Annotated in this window: 10 protein-coding genes; 2 read left to right on the plus strand and 8 right to left on the minus strand. The window is 63.0% G+C overall.

The genetic code is table 11. The annotated features are described in order from the left end of the window. Nucleotides 1-57: 57 nt before the first annotated feature. Together IGS58_RS21490 and IGS58_RS21495 are read right to left on the minus strand one after the other, a co-directional pair. The gene (locus tag IGS58_RS21490) at nt 58-1005 is read right to left on the minus strand and encodes a YihY/virulence factor BrkB family protein (RefSeq protein WP_070255091.1); all 948 of its coding nucleotides are present in this window, start codon (nt 1003-1005) and stop codon (nt 58-60) included. Nucleotides 1006-1075: 70 nt separating this feature from the next. Beyond that, nucleotides 1076-2101: an OmpA family protein gene (locus IGS58_RS21495; RefSeq protein ID WP_034786319.1), complete on the minus strand. Its 1026-nt coding sequence runs from the start codon at nt 2099-2101 to the stop codon at nt 1076-1078. Between the two features lie 471 nt (nt 2102-2572). On the opposite strand from IGS58_RS21495, the gene IGS58_RS21500 reads away from it, so the two are divergent. Together IGS58_RS21500 and pbpC are read left to right on the plus strand one after the other, a co-directional pair. After that, on the plus strand, nt 2573-8326 hold the full coding sequence (locus IGS58_RS21500) for an alpha-2-macroglobulin family protein (RefSeq protein WP_230522646.1): 5754 nt from the start codon (nt 2573-2575) through the stop codon (nt 8324-8326). 17 nt (nt 8327-8343) lie between these two features. After that, nucleotides 8344-10440 carry a penicillin-binding protein 1C gene (gene pbpC, locus IGS58_RS21505; RefSeq protein WP_230522779.1) on the plus strand — a complete coding sequence of 699 codons (2097 nt, stop codon included), beginning with the start codon at nt 8344-8346 and terminating at the stop codon, nt 10438-10440. Here the strand turns inward: pbpC and IGS58_RS21510 are convergent, their stop codons facing one another. The 6 genes from IGS58_RS21510 to IGS58_RS21535 form a co-directional block, all read right to left on the minus strand. Next, nucleotides 10441-11961, minus strand: coding sequence for a type VI lipase adapter Tla3 domain-containing protein (locus IGS58_RS21510; RefSeq protein ID WP_230522647.1), 1521 nt, complete (start codon nt 11959-11961; stop codon nt 10441-10443). Between the two features lie 215 nt (nt 11962-12176). Then, a complete protein-coding gene (locus IGS58_RS21515) occupies nt 12177-14495 on the minus strand; it encodes a T6SS effector phospholipase Tle3 domain-containing protein (protein WP_230522648.1) in 2319 nt (772 codons plus the stop codon). Between the two features lie 92 nt (nt 14496-14587). Further along, nucleotides 14588-15268 (minus strand): hypothetical protein, encoded by a 681-nt coding sequence (locus IGS58_RS21520; RefSeq protein ID WP_143450913.1) that lies wholly within the window; start codon nt 15266-15268, stop codon nt 14588-14590. Between the two features lie 75 nt (nt 15269-15343). Continuing rightward, nucleotides 15344-15652 (minus strand): hypothetical protein, encoded by a 309-nt coding sequence (locus IGS58_RS21525; RefSeq protein WP_070255072.1) that lies wholly within the window; start codon nt 15650-15652, stop codon nt 15344-15346. A 105-nt stretch (nt 15653-15757) separates the two neighbouring features. After that, complete coding sequence (locus IGS58_RS21530) at nt 15758-17104, minus strand: sigma-54-dependent transcriptional regulator (RefSeq protein ID WP_034758888.1); 1347 nt, start codon at nt 17102-17104, stop codon at nt 15758-15760. A 3-nt stretch (nt 17105-17107) separates the two neighbouring features. Then, the gene (locus IGS58_RS21535) at nt 17108-18997 is read right to left on the minus strand and encodes a sensor histidine kinase (protein WP_230522649.1); all 1890 of its coding nucleotides are present in this window, start codon (nt 18995-18997) and stop codon (nt 17108-17110) included. Nucleotides 18998-19021: the final 24 nt, after the last annotated feature.

The following is a 19021-nucleotide window of genomic DNA, read 5'->3' on the forward strand; positions in this document are numbered from 1 at the left end:
CGGCAACGTAAAGAAAACGGCGCCCGCGGGCGCCGTTGTTGCATGCAGACTTATCGCTTACGACTGGTGGCGTTTCAGTATCTTGACTTGCACATCGCCATCGTCCGTCTTCGGCATATCCTTCATGCTGCCCAGCTGCAGGGCGAACTGGCGCGTGAATTCGGCGCCCAGAAAGAAGATTTGCGCTGAATAATATACCCACAGCAGCAGGGCCACCAGCGAACCGGCCGCGCCATAGCTGCTGGCCACGCCGCTGTTGCCGATATACACGCCAATGGCATATTTCCCCAGTGAAAACATGAAGGCCGTGCCGATGGCGCCGATCAGCACGTCGCGCCAGGACAGGCGCACGCGCGGCAGCATTTTATAGATGACGGCAAACAGGCTGGCGATCACGGCAAAGCCGATCAGGTTCGACAGGATGGTAAACAGCACGGCCGTGTCCTTCCACACGCCTTCCCAGAAGTTGGCGAGGATGGCCATGGCCGCATTGACCACCAGCGACACCATCAGCAGGAAGGCCAGCACCAGCACCAGGCCGAAGGACAGCAAGCGCGTGCGCAGCATGTCCCAGGCGCCCGCTTCCTTCAGCGGCGGTACTTGCCAGATTTCATCGAGGCTGGCTTTCAGTTCGGCAAATACACTGGTGGCGCCGAACAGCAGCAGGGCGCTGGCGATGAGGGTGGCGATGCGTCCCTGCTCATGGTTCTTCGCGCCGGCCAGCACCAGCTGGATGGCTTCGGCGCCCTGCGTGCCCAGCAATCCCTGCAATTGCCCCATCAGTTCGCCGCGCGCGGCGGCCGGGCCATAGAAAAAGCCGGCGATGGCAATCACCAGCACGAGGATGGGGGCGATGGAAAACAGGGTGTAATAGGCGAGGGCCGCGCCCTTGCTCGAGGCGCGGTGTTCCAGCCATTCGGTGACGGAACAGACGATGACACTGCGCATCTGCTTGCTGAACGGCGCCAGGCCGGCCAGTCTGGGATAGCGGGTAGAAATATTCATGGTGGCTTTCAATGCAAAAAAGGGGCGCGAGCCCCTTTTTTTATTCACAAGTGGCGTACCACTGTTTAGCTTACTGCACGCGGCGTTCGATGGTGATCTGTTCCACTTCAACGCGGCGGTTTGGTTCCAGGCACTTGATCAGGTCGGCACGCTTCTTGTTATCGCAGGTGACGACAGGATTGGTGGAGCCCTTGCCTTCGGCCGTCAGGCGGTTGGCGGCGACACCGTGGGCGACCAGGTATTCCTTGACTGCATCAGCGCGCTGCTGCGACAGTTTCAGGTTGTACTTGGCCGAACCGATGCGGTCGGCATAACCACTGATGACGACGTTGTTGACGTCCGGCGCTGCGTTCAGCACGCGGGCGATTTCGTCAAGCTTGGTCTGTGTCGGGCCCAGCTTGGCGCTGTCGAACGCGAACAGTTCCGTTGCTGCCATCGTCACTTTTTCAAAGCGTGCTGGCGGTGGCGGCGGTGGTGGCGGCACGACCACGACGACTTCTTCACGCACTGGCGGCGGTGGCGGTGGTGGCGGCGGTGCAGGTGGTTTGTCGAACGCGAAGTTCAGGCCCACGGTGACGTAGTAGTTGTTGGCCTTGCTGCTCGGGTCGAACGTATTGCCGCGCAGGAAGCCGTGCACGTTGCGCACGTCAGCCTGGAACGACAGTTGATCGTTGATCGTGGACTGGAAGCCCAGACCGACGCTGGCGTACGGCGAGCTCTTTTTGCGTTCGCCGAAAGCGAAGCTGGTGTCCTTGTCGCGCTGCATGCCGGCACCGACCAACAGGAAGGGGCGGAAGGCTTTACGCGAGAACATGTACAGACCGTCTACGCCCAGCGTATTTTGCTGGTAGCGCTGTTGGCCATCCTTGGAACGGGCATACGTGGTGCCCAGCTGGATATCCCAGTCCTGGGAAACAGGTTTACCGAAACGCAAGCCTGCGCCATACCCGGTTTTATCCGTAGCGAAGTCGGAATCTGGCTTGAGTGCGTTGAGGCTAGGTTGAATGTACCAGGAAGGATTGATTTCCTGGGCCTGTGCGCCGAGGGCGGAGCACAGTACTGCGGCGGCAACGGCGATTTTTTTTAGATTATTCACAAGTAACTCCCAACGTTGATAAGAGATTTTCTCTAATGCATCAATGCGACAACTGCCAGACATGCTATTGCTAGAGATAGACAACAATTCCAGGTGCGCTTTCTTGCGATAAATGCACTGCTGTTGGAGTAGAGAATACGGTTGCAGGTTCACGTGGTCGGTGCGTTAGCGCACAAAGCATTGTTGTATATCAATGGTGTTGCAGATTCACGACAACTACTTCGGTGTTGAAAAAAACTAATTCGCCTCCGGAAAATTTTGAAATCACGGCCATATCCTGGCGCCGTAACTGGAGGCAATCGTACGACTTGTTACCAGCATGCCACTGTATATTAGCAACAATGATGAGCTTGATAACTAATATTACATTGATGTTGTATTCCTGCCGCGTTCTGTTGTTTTTCCGGGCTTCTCTTGGGCAACTATCGTGCGCCGCAGCCAGCTCCGCCACTTTTCATCAAGGAGTTACCCGTGCCTGACCACCCCCGTGCTGTTTCTTCCCCGCTGTCCGGCAAACTGGCCCCGCTGGGTCTGCTGGCGGTGCTGCTGTCGCTGGGCATGGCTATGCCGGCCTGGGCCGATAGCGGCGTGTCCCTGTTTTCACCGAGCGGCACGGTCAAGGCCGTGCGCCAGGTACGGGCCCAGTTCTCCACGCCGATGGTGCCGTTCGGCGACATGGGCTTGCCCGCGCCGTTCGCCATCGATTGCGGCAAGGCCGAACCTGCCGTCGTGGCGGGCGCGGGGCGCTGGGCCGACGAGCGCAACTGGAACTACGATTTCGAGCGCGACTTGCCAGCCGGCGTGGCGTGCAGCTTTACCTTGAAAGCGGGGCTGAAGGACCAGGCAGGCAAGCCCTTGCAGGGGACGGCGTCCTACCGTTTCACCACGGGTGGGCCGGCCATCGTCGAGGCCGTACCGTATGACGGCCAGCCGTATATCGATGAAAACCAGATCTTCGTGCTGGGCCTGGACGCCGCGCCGAACGAGGCCAGCGTGTCCGCCAACGCGTATTGCCGCGCCGATGGCATCAATGAAAAGATTCCCGTGCGGCAGCTTGTGGGCAAGGAACTGGAGCAGGTATTGACCCTGCGCAAGAGCTTTCTCGACCGCTACCTGACCGTGTATTTCAAGAAGCGGGGCACGCTGTGGAAAGTGGGCATGCCCGTCGCCAGCAAGGGTGCGCCGCCGCTGCCTGTGACCGTGTTGCAATGCAAGCGCAGTTTTCCCGCCAACGCCAAGGTGTCGCTCGTGTGGGGCGAGGGCATCGCCAGCGCCAGCGGCATCGCCACGGACAAGGCGCAAACGCTGCAGTTCAAGACGCGTCCCGATTTCACGGCCAAGTTCAGCTGCGAGCGCAGCAATCCGAAGGAACAGTGCATTCCCTTCCTGCCCATGCGCGTGCAGTTTTCCGCGCCCGTGAGCGCGGCGCAGGTACGCGCCATGACCCTGAAGGGCGGCGGCAAGACGTATGCGCCGACGATTGCAAAAGAAGAGGAAAAGGCGGAATTCCTGTATGGCGCCACCTTCAATGGCCCGTTTCCCGTGCAGGCCAGTTTCGTGCTGGCCCTGCCGCCGAAGCTGACGGATGACGCGGGCCGCGCCTTGCTCAACCGCGCGCGCTTCCCCATGACGGTGCGCACGGGCGAACAGCCGCCGCTGCTGAAGTTCCCGGCGCCGTTCGGCATCATCGAAGCCAAGGGCGACGGTTTGCTGCCTGTGACGGTGCGCAATATCGAGCCTGTGCTGTCGGGCAAGGAAGTCGCGCAGCCATCCGCTGCCGCCACGGGCGCCACCTTGCGCGTGCCCGACAATGACGACAAGTTCATCATCGAGTGGATGCGGCGTCTGGCCGGCAATGGTGATGGGGGCGAATACTGGCAGCCGTACGCCCAGTACGCGGGCAACATGAGCAAATCCGTGCTGGCTGACGCTGCCGGCACGCGTCCCATCAGCCTGCCTCGTCCGGACGGCAAGAAAACCTTTGAAGTGATCGGCATTCCTTTGCTGAAACCGGGCTTTTATGTGGTCGAACTGGCCAGCCCCATCCTCGGCAAGGCCTTGCTGGGCAAACCGACGACGGCCTATATCCGCACGGCCGCGCTGGTGACGAATCTGGCGGCCCACTTCAAGCATGGCGCGCAATCGTCGCTCGTGTGGGTGACGTCGCTGGACAAGGGCGCGCCTGTCGCGAAGGCGCAAGTGGCCGTGCGCGACTGCGCCGGCAAGCTGCTGTGGCAAGGCGCCACGGGCGCGGACGGCGTGGCGCACATCCCCGGCGAGCTGGCCAATTCCTCGTGCAAGAACAATGGCCGCTACTTTATCAGTGCGCGCAGCGGCGGCGACATGACGTTCACCCTGTCGGACTGGGTGGGCGGCATCGAAGCCTGGCGTTTCAATTTGCCCACGGACGACACGCGCGCCGACAACACCTTGCTGGCCACGGTATTCGACCGCACCTTGCTGCGCGCCGGCGAAACCGTGCACATGAAGCATTTCATCCGCAAGCACACGGGCGAAGGCATGAGCCTGGTCGACAAGAACAACGGCCCCGGCAGTGCCACGTCCATCGTCATCACGCACCAGGGCAGCGACCAGAACTACCAGTTGCCCCTGCGTTGGTCGGCCAGCGGCACGGCGGAAAGCGACTGGATCATTCCCGCCGATGCCAAGCAGGGAGAATACAGCGTGACGATGGCGGGACGCCCGTCCGGCAGTTTCCGCGTGGAAGCGTTCCGCGTGCCGACCATGAAAGCCGTGCTGCAGGGACCGAAGGCGCCCGCCGTGCAGGCGAAGCAGCTGGCCCTCGATGCGCAAATCACGTATCTGGCCGGCGGCGCCGCCACGAATGCGCCCGTCAAGCTGCGCACGGTGCTGCAAGACAAGAGCGTTTCCTTTGCCGACTATCCCGAATACAGCTTCAGCAATGGCGACGTGAAGGAAGGCCTCGTCAAGCAGGGCACAGGTTACGACGACGATGAAGGCGAGTGGCAGGACGAGGGCAATGGCGGGCGTGCCGGCCCCGGCGCCACGGCCGCGCGCACGCAAAGCTTGACCCTGGACAAGGCGGGCGGCGCGCGCATCGTCATCGACCAGCTGCCGCAGCTGTCCACGCCGCGCGACCTGGTGGCGGAAATGGCTTTCCAGGATGCGAATGGCGAGACGGCTTCCGTGGCGACAAGAGTGCCGCTGTGGCCATCGAATGTCGTGATCGGCATCAAGCCTGACGCCTGGGCCTTGAGCAAGGATGCCTTCAAGTTCACGGTGGCCGTACTTGGTACCAATGGCAAGCCGGTGGCGAACGCCCCGGTCGCCGTCGACTTTTTCCAGCGCAACAGCTATTCGCACCGCCGGCGGCTGATCGGCGGCTTCTATGCATATGAAAACAGCAGCGAAGTGGTCAAGCTGGGTCCTGCGTGTGCGGGCAAGACGGACGCCAAGGGCCTGTTGATGTGCGACGTGAAGGCGCCCGCCAGCGGCAATCTGATTTTGCGCGCCAGCACGCAGGACAGTGCCGGCAACGCGGCTGTCGCCAACCGCGAAACCTGGGTGGCCGGCAGCGGCGACTGGTGGTTCAACGCCAGCGACAATGACCGCATCGACGTGCTGCCGGAAAAGAAACGCTATGAACCAGGCCAGGAAGCAAGCTTGCAGGTGCGCATGCCGTTCCGCTCGGGCACGGCACTGATCACGGTCGAGCGCGAAGGCATCCTCGACACCTATGTACGCCAGCTCAATGGGCGGGAACCGGTGGTGAACATCCCGGTCAAACCGAACTATGCACCGAATGTGTATGTCTCCGTGTTTGTCGTGCGGGGCAGGGTGGATGGCGTGCAGCCGACGGCCTTGGTCGACCTGGGCAAGCCGGCTTACAAGATGGGCATTGCACCGCTGAACGTGGGTTGGCAGGCGCATGAACTGAACGTCATGGTGGTGTCCGACAAGGAAGTATATAAAACACGCGACAAGGCGGAAGTGTCCGTGCGCGTGCGCCGCGCCGATGGCAAACCGCTGCCGGCCGGCGCCGAAGTGGCGCTGGCAGCCGTCGACACGGGCTTGCTGGAGCTGATGCCCAACGATAGCTGGAAATTGCTCGACACCATGATGGCGCAGCGCAGCCTGCAGGTGGAAACGGCGACGGCGCAGATGCAGGTGATCGGCAAGCGCCACTTCGGCCGCAAGGCCTTCCCGGCCGGCGGTGGCGGCGGCAAGGGGGCCAGCCGCGAGCTGTTCGACACCCTGCTATTCTGGAAGGGCACCGTCAAGCTCGACGCCAAGGGCGAAGCGACGGTGCAAGTGCCGCTGAACGACTCGCTGACGGCGTTTCGCATCGTCGCCATCGCCAGCGCCGGCAAGGAATTGTTTGGCACGGGCAGTACGGATATCCGCAGCTCGCAAGACCTGATCTTGATGTCGGGCTTGCCGACCCTCGTGCGCGAAGGCGACCAGTTGCGCGCCGGATTTACCGTGCGCAACACCTCGGCCGCATCCTTGAGCGTGGACCTCAACGCCAGTGCGGCCGGCAAGGCATTGCCGCGCCAGAGCTTGACCTTGGCGGCGGGCGAAGCGCGCGAAACGGGCTGGGATTACCAGGTGCCGCTCGGCGCGACCAGCATTGTGTGGGAGATAGTCGCCAAGGCGGGCAGCCATACGGATAAACTCAAAATCACGCAAAAGGTGGGCCAGGCCACGCCCGTGCGCACGTATCAAGCCACCTTGCAGCAGATCGACAAGCCCATCAATATGTCCGTGCAGATGCCGGCCGGCGCCTTGCCGGGCCGGGGCGGCATCCAGACGAGCTTTGTCGCCAAACTGGGCGGCGAGCTGCCCGGCGTGCGCGAGTACATGGCGGCCTATCCGTACACCTGCTTCGAGCAAAACACGTCGAAGGCCATCGCCCTGCAAGACCAGGATGCGTGGAACAAGCTGGCCGCCAGCCTGCCCGCCTACCTGGACAGCGATGGCCTGCTGAAATACTTCCCCATCATGGAGCAGGGCAGCGACAGCCTGACAGCGTACGTACTGTCGGCAACCCGGGAGGCGGGCTATGCGATTCCCGAACAGACGAAGAACCGCATGGAAGCAGCCTTGACGGCCTTCGTGCAGGGGCGCATCGTGCGCCGTTCCGCGCTGGATACAACCGACCTGGCCGTGCGCAAGCTGGCCGCGCTGGAAGCGCTGTCGCGTTCGAACAAGGTGCCGCCCGATGCCCTGGAGAGCATCAGCATCAGCCCGAACTTGTGGCCGACGTCCGCCGTCATCGACTGGAGCTTGTTGCTGCAACGCACGCCAAGCCTGGCGCGCCGCGATGTCCTGCTGGCCGAGGCGCAGCAGATCTTGCGCTCGCGCCTGAATTTCCAGGGCACGACCATGGGCTTTTCCACCGAGCGCAAGGATAACTGGTGGTGGCTGATGGTCTCCGGCGACGTCAACGCCAACCGGCTGCTGCTGGCCGTGATGGACAATCCGGCGTGGAAGGACGACATCGGCCGTCTGGTGCGCGGCAGCATGGGCCGGCAAAAGAAGGGCCGCTGGGATACGACGGTGGCCAACGCCTGGGGCACCCTGGCCATCAATAAGTTCTCTGCCAGGTTCGAAGCCACGCCCGTGACGGGCGCCAGCGCCGTCAAGCTGGGCAGCGATACGCAAGCGCTCGTGTGGAATGGCGCGGCGAAGGTCGGCCCCGTGCTGCAAGCGTGGCCGAAGGGCACGGACACCCTGGGCCTGGCGCACAGCGGCACGGGCAAGCCTTGGGCCACCGTGCAAAGTCTGGCGGCTATCCCGCTCAAGGCGCCCGTCTCCAGCGGCTACACGATCAAGAAAACCGTGACGCCGGTGGAACAGAAGACGGCAGGCGCCTGGTCGCGCGGCGATGTCTACCGCGTGCGCCTGGACTTGTCGGCGCAGGCGGACATGAGCTGGGTAGTGGTCGACGACCCGATTCCCGCCAGCGCCACGGTGCTGGGCAATGGCCTGGGGCGCGATTCGCAGCTGCTCACGGCCGGCGAAAAATCCACGGGCTGGGTCTGGCCCACGTTCGAAGAGCGGGCGTTCGACGCCTTCCGCGCGTATTACGCCTTCGTGCCAAAGGGTAACTGGAGCGTGGAATACACGGTGCGCCTGAACAATGCAGGGGATTTCAGCCTGCCGGCCACGCGCATCGAAGCCATGTATTCGCCCGAGATGTTTGGTGAGTCGCCGAACGCGAATGTGAAGGTGGGGCAGTGAAAGGGGTTGTTTTACTGATGGGCGGCCTGCTGGCCGGCCCGGTCTTCGCTGATGCGATATTGACGCCGGCCCAGGTGCAGGCCGCGTACCGCAGTTCGGAAGCGCAGCTGCTGGACCGCAGCGGCGTGCCGCTGCAATCCTTGCGCGTGGACATGAAGGTGCGCCGCTTGCCGTGGGTGCCGCTGGCAGACATCTCTCCCGCTGTGCAGCAGGCCGTGCTGCTGGCGGAAGACCAGCGCTTCATGCGCCATGGCGGCGTGGATGTGTCCGCGCTGGCCACGGCCGCCTGGGACAATCTGTTTTCCAAGAAACCTCGGGGCGCTTCGACCATCACCATGCAGCTGGCAGGCCAGCTGGACGCGGACTTGCAGGCGTCTTCGGGCGGACGCAGCCTGCGCCAGAAATGGGACCAGATGCGTGCCGCTCAAGCCATCGAGGATAGCTGGAGCAAGGCGCAGATTTTTGAAGCGTATTTGAACCTCGTATCGTTCCGTGGCGAATTGCAGGGCATCGCGTCCGCCTCGTACAGCCTGTTCGGCAAGGCGCCGTCGGGCCTGAACCAGACGGACGGCATCATTTTGGCCAGCCTCGTGCGGGCGCCGAACGCGCCGCCGGCCGCCGTCACGCGCCGCGCCTGCGCGCTGGCGAAGGAATGGCGCATGGACAGCAGTTGCCAGCTGATCGGCCAGCGCGTGCAGACGGCCTTGCAGCGCAACGCCCTGTATGCGGAGCTGGCGCCGGCGCCGCAAGTGGCGCAGCAACTGTTGAAACAGCCGGGCGCGCAAGTCGCCAGCACCCTGGACGGCCCCTTGCAGCGTTTCGCGCAGGAAAACCTGCGCCAGCAACTGGCGTCCTTGCGCGAGCGCAATGTCAACGATGGCGCCATCATCGTGCTGGACAACCGCAGCGGCGACATTCTCGCCTATGTAGGCAATGCGGGCGGCAGCCATGTCGATGGCGTGGCGGCCCTGCGCCAGGCCGGTTCCACCTTGAAACCGTTCTTGTATGAACTGGCCATCGAGCGCCGGCTGATGACGGCCGCGTCCGTCATGGACGACTCGCCGCTCGACGTCGCCACGGCGTCCGGCATGTATGCGCCGCAAAACTATGACCGCAATTTCAAAGGGTATGTCAGCGCCCGCACCAGCCTGGCCAGTTCCCTCAACATTCCCGCCGTGCGCACGGTGTTGCTGACGGGGCAGGACGGCTTTTATAACCGCCTCAAGGACGTGGGCCTGTCCAGCCTGACGGAACCGGCCGAATACTACGGTCCTTCGCTGGCGCTGGGTTCGTCCGAAGTAAGCCTGCTGGAACTGGCCAACGCCTATCGCGCGCTGGCCAATGGCGGGCTGTACAGCACGGCCAGCCTGCAGCCGGGCCAGGCGGGCAAGGACCGGCGCCGCGTGATGGAGCCGGGCGCTGCCTTCATCGTCGGCGACATCCTGGCCGACCGCGCCGCGCGCAGCATGACCTTTGGCTTGCGCAACGAGCTGGGGACGAATTTCTGGAGCGCCGTCAAGACGGGCACGAGCAAGGACATGCGCGACAACTGGTGCATGGGCTACTCGGCGCGCTACACGGTGGGCGTATGGGTGGGCAACTTCGACGGCAAGCCCATGTGGGACGTGTCGGGCGTGACGGGCGCCGCGCCCGTGTGGCGCGACGTGATGGATTACCTGCACAAGAACGTTCCCAGCCATGCCCCGAAAGCGCCGCCCGGCGTATTGCAGCAGATGGTGGCGTACCAGCCCGCGCTGGAAGCGCCGCGCCGCGAATGGTTTATCGCCGGCACGGAAAGCCCCGTCATCGCCGTATTGGGCGACACCGTGAAGCCGCCCGCCATCGTATATCCGGCCGAAGACAGCATCCTCGCCATCGATCCCGACATCCCGCCCGCCTTGCAGCGCGTGTTCTTCCAGGCCCAGGGCAGCCACGCCTTGCGCTGGGTGCTCGATGGCAAGGACATGGGCGCGGCGCTTGACAGCATCAGCTGGCGCCCCGTGCCGGGCAAGCATGCGCTGGCCCTCGTCGACGGCGCCGGCAAGACGGTGGCGCAGGTGGCGTTCCAGGTGCGGGGCAATGCGCTGGCGCAGCTTGCCGCACAGGGAAAATAATCAGTTCGATGGATAATTCGCCGGGTCGATGGCTGGCGTGACGTAGTGCCGCAAAACATCGCCGCCGTGCGGATGCTTTTGCGTGCGGCGTTTTTCTTCCGATGGCGGGCTGACCAGCACGATGGTCGCTTCATCCGGATTGCGCAGGTTCACCACGGCGCTGATCCCCCCATCGCGGTAGCTGCCCATCACGCCGATGGCCATCTGCACGAACAGGGTGGCCGCGCCCGTGTTGCCCAGGCGCTGATCCGTGTCGATCCACTGCGCCGTGTTGCCGCTGTCGAGTTCCGTGCCGCCATCTTCCGCATGTTTCAGCAAGGTCTTGTGCAGCGCCACGAGCTGCGCCTGATTGCCGCCCGTGGCGGCGACCAGGCGTGCCGGTGCGGCGGGGCGCTCGGCTTCCGGCAAGCTGCGCAAGGCTTCCTGCCAGCCCGCCTGCAATGCCTGTTCGCGCTGGTCCTTGCGCGTCAACGGTTTGCCATCCTTGTCGAGCATCCTGACGAACGTGGGCCTGTGGATGAAGCCGAAGGTGGGCAGGCGGTCCAGCTGCGCCAGTTGCTCCTTGTTGAACGGCAAGGGAAACCAGGGCGTGGGTTGCCAGTCTTTCGGTGGGTGATAGGTCTTGTGCTGGAGCTTGTCGAGCATGCTGAAGCTGCCCGTGCCGCGGACGTCGGCACGCCGGGCGAATTGTGCGGCGACGGGCAGCCATTCGGCAATTGAGGGCTGGCGCCGGGTGGTGGCTGCCGGATCGCTTTCCAGACGCTCCTGGGGCACGGTGCCCATCAAGTCATAGTAGGCCAGATACAGGCGCCGCGCCACGCCGTAGGTATTCAAGTCATCGACGCTATCCTCGGGCGGCGCATCGTCGTAGGCGAACTTTCGCACGGCATCGATGCGTTCGCGCCGGGCCAGCACGAGCAGGGCCGAGGCGTCGGGCATTTCGGGAATGTAGTAGCCGTCCTTGACGAGTGATGGCGATTCATTTGGCCGGTAAAGATCGCGCGTGGACATGCTGTCCTCTGAGTTGAGTACGATGTACGGCACGTCGGGATGGGCATCGAAGAAGGCAAATATATCTTCCAGAATACGGTCCGGGTATTCGCTGAAGCGGCGCGGACCGGCAGCGAACAGATGCCAATGCATGCCGGAAGGTGCTGCGCCAGCGGCCAAGCCTATAACCGGTGCGTCGGGCCTGTCACGCATGCGTGAATTAATGATCGGTGGTTCTGCGTTAAAAACGGGCACGCCAAAATACATCGGAGTATCCCTCGCGCCATTTTCCAGCGCGTCGCCGCCGCGGCCACCAGCCATTCCAGATCGTTCCATCGCATCCCAAGGATATTTTTTAGTATCCTGCTCGCGGATGCTGGCGTAGGCATTTCCATTCTGTAGCGCTTCCCACAGCTTGCCTTGGCGATACTTGTCCAGGGTGATACCAAGGCCGATGACTTCCAGCACGTACTCGCGCTTTTCCTGCTCGGTGGGCGCCGCCAACTGCACATGCTGCTTTGCGACTGCCACGGGCTTGGGCGAATGTAACCAGCGTGATCCAAGCAATGTGGCCGCGACGATAGGCGGGACCAGCAACAGCCACTGCAGATGTTTCCATATATTGCTGCGCATCGTGGACTCCAGTAAGAAAGGTAATGGGCTGATCAGCAAAGACCACAGCAGTAGCAGTGCCATGACGATGGCGGCTGCATACAGCGGATATTGCATGCGGAGGAATAAATTTTTCATCTTGGGATATCGTTGCTGGCTTTATGGACGACAGGAGTAACGATCGATTCGGTACGCCTGCCGTTGACTATTTCACATACAACGGTGGAGGGCAGCCCAGCCTGCCGGGCAGGTAGCCAGGCCGGTAACTCTCCCGAGCTATAGTATTGAGCATTGCCTTCAATAATCTGTTTGCGCTGCGCGGACTCAGCGGCCCAATAGATGCCAAATTGCGTCAAGAACTCTTCCCATCTGGGTATGGACGGTCGCTTAAGTATCAGTGGATTTCGTTGTAGCCGCCAATCCGCCACCGCACACAAATACTGGTAAAACCGTGGATCGCTGCTCGCCTTGCCCCCGCCAATAGCCACGTCATACGCCGTCACGTTGCGGTGGTTTTCCGCATTGCCGATGATGGCGCCGTGGAAGGATTTGGGGCTGACCTCGTTCTGCCAGCGCTGGCGCGCCTCGTTCGGGGTTTCTTCGCGGTCCACGCGCAGCCTGTCGCCACCGCCCGGGTGGCGCGAGACGCGGTCGAGCTTGCATTGGTCGCCCGCTTCCTTGCCCAGGTTCAGGGCCTTTTGCACCTGATCGCGTTCGCCCGCGCCGAACATGCCGGCGCCGTGTTCGGGAATGCGATGCTTGAGCGGCCGCGGATCGGCGATGATTTCCTGCCTGCGCATGCGCAAACCTTGTTTGCTGGTTACCGCGATGGCCGCATCGATCGGGTCGACTTCCTCGCACGGTCCTTGCTGGTCGCGCGGCAGCTTGGCCTGGTCGGAATCCTTGGGGAATTGTCCAGGGCGGATCTCTCCGCCGTCCAGCACGGCCGCCCTGGGCACGCGCAGCGCTTCGCCATTGATCGTGCGCAAGCCCTCGCGCCGTCCAGCTTCCGTTGAAAAGATATTCCATTTTGCGGGTTTGACGGGCGGCCATTGTGTCTCGGCATGGTTGCCCCGATGACCGCGGTTGGCGCCCGCCACATGGGCATGGTCGTCCTCGCCTTCCACGCGCAGGGCGAAGTCGTGCGGCGGCAGGCCCACCAGCACTGCCCCGCTATTCTTGCCAGTGGCATCCAGGCGTTGCTTGTTGGTAAACACGCGCTGGTAAAATCCTTTACCCAGTTCCACCAGCGGCTGGCGGCGCTGGAATTCCTTTTCCCAATAGGTGGGGCCATCGCCCCATATGCTTTTGTCCGTCTTGCCCCTGGTCTTTGACAGGCCATGGCCGTCGATGTAGTCGGGTATCCCCTGCCAGCCGATGCCTTGCATATTATCCAGCGCCACCGTCATGTCTTCGGGACAAAAGTACAGGTAGACCTTGCCCCGGTTGTCGCGATCCGCTTCCGCGCGCCATGCCGCGCCCGCCATCCCATGGCAGACGGTATGATCCTTGATCTGCGCAAAGGCGGGCGTGGCGTGCTTTTTTGCCACCACGCCCTGCACGATCTGCACCAGCGTTTGCAGGCGCGCATGCAGGGTCTGGCGATTGCTGATGGCGTCATACTGGTCTTCCATCGCCGCATCCCGGCCGCCGCCAAAGATGCGGCTGGTTTCCGCCGCGCCGAAAAACATGGTCGTGTCTTCCACCAGGCTGTAGGGCGGATGCGTAAGGATCAGCGTGTCGGCCGGCCGCTTGCCTTCGTCGAGCAGAAAGGCCTGTGCCAGCAGCGAGATCAGACAGCCCTGGCTGTGCGCGACGATGGAAACCACGTCATTGCTGTCGTAGTCGCGGATCATGGCGATGAGCGCGGCCAGGCGCTTGGCGGCCAGCACCATGTACATGCGGCCCGGTGCCGTCATCAGCGGACGCACGGGGTCGCCGCCCACGTCGTATGGAGAGAACAGTCCCTTGTTCCACATGTCGGGCAGGGTATTGGTGGCATTGCCGAACGGGCCGCCGTTCTTCGACATGTCCTTATCCAGGCGGTTGCCATAGCGGTCCGTGTTCTGGCCGTTGACCATTTTGCTGGTGTTGCTGCGTTCGCGAAAGCCCCAGTAAAACGGGATGACGGGGCTGTACGTCGCGTCATCCGGCTTGCGCTTGAAATACACGTCGTCCGGGTCGGCTATGGTTTCACGCTTGTCGGACTCCTGCGGCAGGCGGTAGGTGGCTGGGGTGAACACGTGGCCACCGCCATACATGCGCGCATCGAGTCCCTGGCAGAGTCCTTTTTCCACGGCACTGAAACTCGTACCCACATCGTTGACGCCATGGATGACGATGACGTTGCCCGGCAGCTCAGGGCGGATGCGCACGATGGCGTCGCTGAGGCGGCCGCAATGGAGCAGGGCGGTGTTCTTGCCGCAGGTGTAGGGAAGTTTGGGATAGGCCATCGCCGCTCCATGCTGACCAGACAGGCCAGTGTAGAGGGGCGGGATGGCGGATTAATTGCGTTTACGCAAGCATTGCGGAAAAGAAGGGGGCCTTACGGCGCACTGATGATCTTCGTCAGCGCGATGCGATACGCGGGCTGCACGTCGCCATCCTTGTCCAGCTTGTCCGTCATGATCACACCGTAGCCTTGCGCGTACCACACGTATTCGCCGCTCTTGCCTTTGCTCTTGCCACCGACGTCGCGCAGTTCGAACTTGCAGGCATCGGGGAAGCGGCGGCCGCCCAGTTCCAGGCGCTCCCAGCCCAGGAAGGTGATGGAGAAATCGCGTTTGTCGGTGCGCGTGGAGGTGGTGATCTTATCGGACAGGCCCGCCAGGGGATAGTGGGTGTCCGTTCGCGTGTCCGTGAACTGCACGCGCACTTCCTGGCCGGGGCGCATGTTGGCGGGGATGGCGGACTGCGGCGTGTAGACGTTCTTGCTGCGCACGGTGCCGTCTTCGTTGTAGTGGATGGCGCCCGTCAGGAAGACCTGGCCGTCGCGGATGTCCTGGTAAGACGTGGCCAGCAAGACGCCGCCGTCGAGGATCAGCTGCGTGCCTTTCTGTTTCTTGCCTTCGAAGGTTTCCTCGACGTTGACTTGCGCATCGCCATTGTTCTTGCTGAACTTGATGCCTGTCGTCAGCTCCATGCATTCGCCCACCGTGGGCGCCGCCTGCACGCTCGCGGCCGCGAATACGCTGGCCGCCACTATTCCACACCATGCTGCTTTCATTGTCATCCTGAATATATTGCAAAGGCGCGATCATAACGTGCCTTGGAGCAATGTGGCGCAGCGCTGGAGGCAGACTTAGCGGGCCGGCGCGACTGGCGTCGCTGGCGGCGCGGTGGCCGGTCCGCTGGCGGCCGGGGTGTCCGGCGTGGCTACGGGCTTGCCGCGCCGCGTGCGCTTGTCCGTGCGCGTCTTGGCGGGCTTGGCGTCGTGAACCAGCTTGCCTTTATTATCGAGCTTGTCGGACTGGTCCGATTTCTGGCCCGGATCGTTGGGATTGTTGGTGTGGTTGCCCGTCTGGTTCAGATTCGTCGTCGACTGGGCTTGCACCCAGGCGCCGCCGACGGTCATCAGGGTGGCGGCCAGCAAGAGAGCGGCGGTTTTCATGGCAGTGTCCTGTGCAGAAATGAGGAAGAGCTTGCATTCTCACACAGGATACCGGCGGCACGGGTAGGACGCCGCCTCATGGCTGTGTCGGCTACTTGCTACTGATTATCGGAATTGTTCCGTCGAGATATCGAAGCGCTTGAGCTTGTCGTACAGGGTTTTCTTTGGAATATTCAGGCTGGCAGCCGCGTCGATGACGTTGCCGTTGTGGCGGCGCAAGGCTTCTTCGATGATGGAAATCTCGAACGTGTCGACTTGCTCGGCCAGCGAGGCTTCGCGGCAGCCGGCCGGGCTCAGGGTGTCGTCCAGCAAGCCCAGCACGAAGCGGTCCGCCACATTGTGCAGCTCGCGCACATTGCCGGCCCAGCGCTGCGCCATCAAGGAAGCGATCAGTTCGCCGCTGACGAGGGCGGCCGGCTGGCCGTAGCGCAGGGCTGCCTGCAGCACGAAAAACTCGAACAGCAGCGGGATATCCTCGCGCCGGTTGCGCAGGGCGGGCAGGGTCAGGCTGGCCACGTTCAGGCGGTAATACAGGTCGGGACGGAATTTCCCTTGTTCCGCCAGGACATTCAAATCCTCCTTGGCGGCGGCGATCACGCGGAAATTGACGGAAATGAGTTTATTGGAACCGAGCCGCTCGACTTGCCGCTCCTGCAGCACGCGCAGCAGTTTCACTTGCAGGGCCAGCGGCATGCTTTCGATTTCATCGAGAAACAGGGTGCCGCCGTTCGCATATTCGATCTTGCCGATGCGCTGGCGCTGCGCGCCCGTAAACGCCCCTTCCTCGTGGCCGAACAGTTCCGATTCGAAGATCGATTCGGGCAGGGCGCCGCAGTTGATGGCGACGAACGGATGGTCGCGCCGTTCGCTGAAGTCGTGCAGGCAGCGGGCGATCAGTTCCTTGCCGGTGCCCGTTTCGCCGAGGATGATGATGTCGGCCGATTTCGGCGCCAGGTTCAGCACCAGCTGGCGCACCTTGGCCATGGCCGCGCTGCGGCCCACGATGCGCGCCTCGATGCCCACGCGCTGCTCGAGCTGGCGGCGCAAGTTCATGTTTTCCAGCACCAGGTGGCGCTTGTCGAGCGCGCGACGGCATACTTCCACCAGCAAGTCGGCGGAAAACGGTTTTTCGATGAAATCGTAGGCGCCACGGCGCATGGCGCCCACGGCCATCGACACGTCCCCGTGGCCCGTGACGAGGATGACGGGCAGGCTGGCATCCTGCGCCACGGCGATATCGAGCAGTTTCAAGCCATCCATGCCGGGCAGCTTGATATCGCTCAATAAAATGCCGGCAAATTCGGGCACCAGGTAGGGCAGCGCTTCCTCGGCCGTGGCGACGGCCGTCACTTGCAAGCCCGCCAGCTCCAGCGATTGCCGGGCACCCTTGCGCACGACGGCATCGTCTTCCACCAGCAGCACTTGCATGCCTTCAAAATTATTCTCGTGCATTCCCTATTCCTTCGTCTCTATCTTATTCTCCCCCGGGGCGCAGCTCAGGGTGATGGTAAATTGTGCGCCGCCCCCTTCCTGCGCGCTGCGGTTGCGCACGGCCAGGGCGCTGCCGGCCGCGCGCAGTATGCCTGCGCTGATCGATAATCCCAAGCCCAGCCCGTGTTCCTTGGTGGTATAGAAGGGGTCGAAGATCTTGTCGAGCGAAGCGAGCGGGATGCCGGGACCATTATCGGTGATATGCAGCACGGCGAGGTCGCCTTCGCGGCGCACCTGGAACCAGATGTGCACGGGCTCGTTTTCCGGCACGGCATCCATGGCGTTCGTGATCAGGTTGGTAAACACCTGTTCCAGGCCGATGGCGTTGCACAGCACGATGATGTCGTCCTCCAGCCAGCTTTCATGCAGGGTCAGGCGCTGCGAATGCTTGCGCGTGCGGATTTGCAGCATGGTTTGCGCAAATGCCTGGCGCACGCTGACGGGCTTGCGCGCATCGTCGCTGCGCCGCGCAAAGCCTTTCAGTTGCGACGTGACGTAGCCGAGACGCTTGACGAGGTCGGAAATGGTCGACAGGTTATCGAGCGCATCGTCGATGCGCCCGCGCGCCAGGAACACCTTGGCATTGTCGGAAAACGTTTGAAGGGCGGCCAGCGGCTGGTTCAGCTCGTGCGTGACGCCGGCCGCCATCTGGCCGATGGCCGCCAGCTTGCCGCTTTGCACCAGTTCCGCCTGGGCATAGCGCAGGGTCTGCTCGGCCCGTTCGCGCTCGGCCACTTCGGCCTGCAGGCGGCCATTCGCATGCACGAGGTCGGCCGTGCGCTGCTCGACCTTGATTTCCAGCTGTTCATAGGCGCGCGCCAGGGTTTGCTGCGCATTGAGCTTGTCGGCGATGCGGCGCCGGCGCTGGCGCGCATACATCAGGGCCAGCAGCAGCAAGGCCCAGCCCAGCGCGGCGGCGATGGCTGCGTTGCGCGCCGCCTCGTTGACCTGGTCGAGCTCGGCCAGCACGGTGATCTGCCATTGCAGCGGACCCAGGGCGCGGTTCACGGCCAGGTAGTCTGCGCTGCCGGACAGGGCTGGCGTGTCGCCCGTCTGCGGACGCTCCAATGTCATCACGCTGGCGCCATCGGCAAACTGGCGCCGCACGCGGTGCGGCAGGATGGGCAGGTTTTCTTGCAGGAACTGGCGCTGTTCGCTGATGTCTTTCTTGGCGTCCGCCGACAGCGGGGCCAGGGTCTTGAACTTGAACGCGGGTGTGGTCGCCAGGATCAGCACGCCATTCGCATCCTTGACCCAGATCTGTTCGCCCGCGCCGGGCGTGCGCCACGATTGCTCGATCCAGTCCAGGTTGACCTTGGCGGCGACGATGCCGATGATGCGCCCGTTGCGCTGCACGGGCTGCGAAATGAAATAGCCGGCCTCGAAGGTGGAAAAGCCGATGCCGTAGAAGCGGCCGATGCCGCCCGCGAACGCATCCTTGAAGTAGGGCCGGAAACCGTAGTTGACGCCCACATACGAGCTGCGGTCTTGCCAGTTGCTTGACGCCAGGGTCGTGCCCTTGTCGTCGAGCACGTAGACGGCAAAGGCGCCCGCGCGGCGGTTCATGTCGACCAGGTAGGCGTTGATCTGCGTGACCTTGTCGGCGCTGGGCTGTTCCAGCAATTGCGCCACGGCATCGCTCTGGGCCACGGCCAGGGGCAGGAATTCGTACTTGTTGAGGGCGCCGCCGATGGACGCCGCATACAGTTCCGCGCGCGAATCGAGGGTGCGGTGCAATTCATCGAGCTGGCGCTGCTTGACCCAGGCATACGACGCCCACGTCAGCACGACCAGCGAGCCCACGGCCAGCAGGGGGGCGAGCGCGGGTCTCAGGGGCCATTTGCCGAATGCCATGGTGCTCCGTGTGTCGGGTTGATG

The sequence above is a fragment of the Janthinobacterium sp. EB271-G4-7A genome, from assembly GCF_020858075.1.
GTDB lineage: Bacteria > Pseudomonadota > Gammaproteobacteria > Burkholderiales > Burkholderiaceae_D > Janthinobacterium > Janthinobacterium lividum.